The sequence below is a fragment of the Bradyrhizobium sp. genome (genome assembly GCF_049798375.1).
Lineage (GTDB): Bacteria > Pseudomonadota > Alphaproteobacteria > Rhizobiales > Xanthobacteraceae > Bradyrhizobium.
In genome coordinates this window covers 1-2,271 of sequence record NZ_JBARGP010000063.1, presented here as the reverse complement: position 1 = coordinate 2,271, position 2,271 = coordinate 1, and the positions used below count along the sequence as shown (strand labels likewise).

At 62.9% G+C, this 2,271-nt stretch carries 3 protein-coding genes; 2 read left to right on the top strand and 1 reads right to left on the bottom strand.

Features of this window, described 5'->3' with window-relative positions:
- Together WA702_RS02595 and WA702_RS02590 are read left to right on the top strand one after the other, a co-directional pair.
- A partial coding sequence (locus WA702_RS02595; protein ID WP_425108963.1) for an AAA family ATPase occupies positions 1-656 on the top strand: 656 nt, incomplete at its 5' end.
- Positions 657-855: 199 nt separating this feature from the next.
- Complete coding sequence (locus WA702_RS02590) at positions 856-1,980, top strand: hypothetical protein (RefSeq protein WP_425108962.1); 1,125 nt, start codon at positions 856-858, stop codon at positions 1,978-1,980.
- Here WA702_RS02590 and WA702_RS02585 read toward each other — a convergent pair.
- The coding region (locus WA702_RS02585) for a Smr/MutS family protein (protein WP_425108961.1) at positions 1,977-2,271 on the bottom strand (295 nt) is incomplete at its 5' end. The two genes, WA702_RS02590 and WA702_RS02585, sit on opposite strands and share 4 nt — an antisense overlap.

Here is a 2,271-nt window from a genome sequence, read left to right as displayed (position 1 = left end):
TCAACGAGGAATCCGACAAACTGCTGGACGACGAGCAGCTGGTGCAGGAAGCGATCCACGTGGTCGAGAACAACGGCATCGTGTTCCTCGACGAGATCGACAAGATCTGCGTGCGCGAGAACCGCGCCGGCGGCGACGTCTCTCGCGAGGGCGTGCAGCGCGACCTGCTGCCGCTGATCGAAGGCACCACGGTCTCGACCAAGCACGGCGCGGTGAAAACCGACCACATCCTCTTCATAGCCTCAGGCGCGTTCCATATCGCCAAGCCGTCGGACCTGTTGCCCGAATTGCAGGGCCGTCTGCCGATCCGGGTCGAGCTGCAGGCTCTGACCCGCGACGACATGCGCCGCATCCTGACCGAGCCGGAGGCGTCACTGATCAAGCAATATGTGGCGCTGATGCAGACCGAAGGCGTCACGCTCGACATCACTGACGGCGCGATCGATGCGCTCGCCGACATCGCGGTCGCAGTCAATTCCACAGTCGAGAACATCGGCGCGCGGCGGTTGCAGACCGTGATGGAGCGCGTGCTCGACGACATCTCCTTCACCGCGTCCGACCGCAACGGCGAAACCATCCAGGTCGACGCCGGCTATGTGCAGCAGCATATCGGCGACTTGGCCAAGAACACCGACCTCAGCCGGTTTATTTTGTAATCAGCTGAAAGCGCGATACCATTCCGCTGTCATCCCGGCGAAAGCCGGGAGCCATAGCCACCAACGCTCGTTGCAAACAAGATAGTAGCTCCAGCCTTGCCCCAGCATCAGCGGCGGTGGTTATGATCCCGGTTCGCGCTCGCAAAGGCTCGCTTGGCCGGGACGACATCCGAAATGAAGCCGCAGTGCGGGCCACCCAATGAGGTCCGCTCCCCTGCAGCGCCACTGGCGCGCGATGCTTTACGTCAACGCCGCGGTGATGCTCGGCGTCTTTCTCTACAAGCTCAATTTGCAGCCCTACGTCCCCTACATCCATTTGCTGGTCGACTATCATTTCGGCTTCATCAAGCGCGCGCTGATCGGCGCCGTCGTCGCGCTGTTCACCGACAAGGTGTCGGTGTGGCTGGTGTACGCGATCGGAGGCTGCGTCTGGTTGATCACCGCCGGGCTGTTTATTCGGCTGTTTCACAAAACCTTCGGCTTCAGCGACGAGAGCCTGCCGCTGTTCGTGTTCACGGCCGGCTCGCCGTTCTTCCTGAAGAACTTCATCTTCGCGCTCGGCCATTTCGACATCTATGGCGCGCTGGCCGCGATCATCCTGCTGCTGGTCCCGGCGCGCTCGCTGGCGATCGTGTGGCTTGCGACCGTGCTCTCGGCGCTGCTGATCCTGATCCACCACATCCACCTGTTGATGTACGTGCCGACCATGACGGCGATCGTCGTGCTGCGCTACTACCTGACCCAAGGCGCGACCCGGCTCAACGTAGCGGTCGGCGTCGCGGCACTGCTCGGACTCGGCGCACTGTTTCTCGCCGCGCAGTTTCTTGGCACCATGCCGATCCCGCACGACGAATTCGTGCGCTATCTGCAGAGCAAGATGGCCGATCCCTCGCGCACCGCGCTACTGCAGTTCGCCTACATCTGGTACCAGCCGCTCTCGAAGGAGCTGCAGGACACCTGGGCGCGGATGCCCTCCAACCTGCTCGGCGTGCCCGTCTACGCGCTGCTTCTCTGGCTCCATGCGCCGCTGTGGCGCTTCTTCGCCGCTACCGTTCGTGCGCTCGCCGACACCTGGCACCAGCGCATCGTGCTCGCAGCAATCGGCGTGATCAGCCTCGCTTATCTCGTGATGTTCGCCATGGTGTTCGACTATTCCCGCTGGCTCTCGAGCTGGGTGGTCTGCATGATCCTGCTGCTGCACGCAGTGAAGACCTTGCCGGCGATAAAGGTTGTGCCGCTGATCCCAAATGAGGATCGCAAGTCCGCGCGGCTCGGCTGGATCGTCACCGCGCTGCCGCGCGTCGGAATCATCCGGCCTTTTTAGGCTCTCGATCGCCGGATGCGCACATAGAGCGCGCCCGCTCCGCCATGGCCGATATTGGCTTCTTCGAAGCCGACGACCAGCGAGCGGAATTCAGGCAGGCTCAGCCAGTGCGGCACCTGCCGGCGCAGCACGCCACGCTCGGACTCGCCTGATATCCCCTTGCCGGTGATGACCAGGACGAACGCATGTCCCTCGCTGTGCGACCGCTGCAGGAACAGATACAGCGCCTGATGGGCGCGGCTCTGGGTCATGCCGTGCAAATCAAGCCGGGCGTCGATCTCGCTTCTGCCC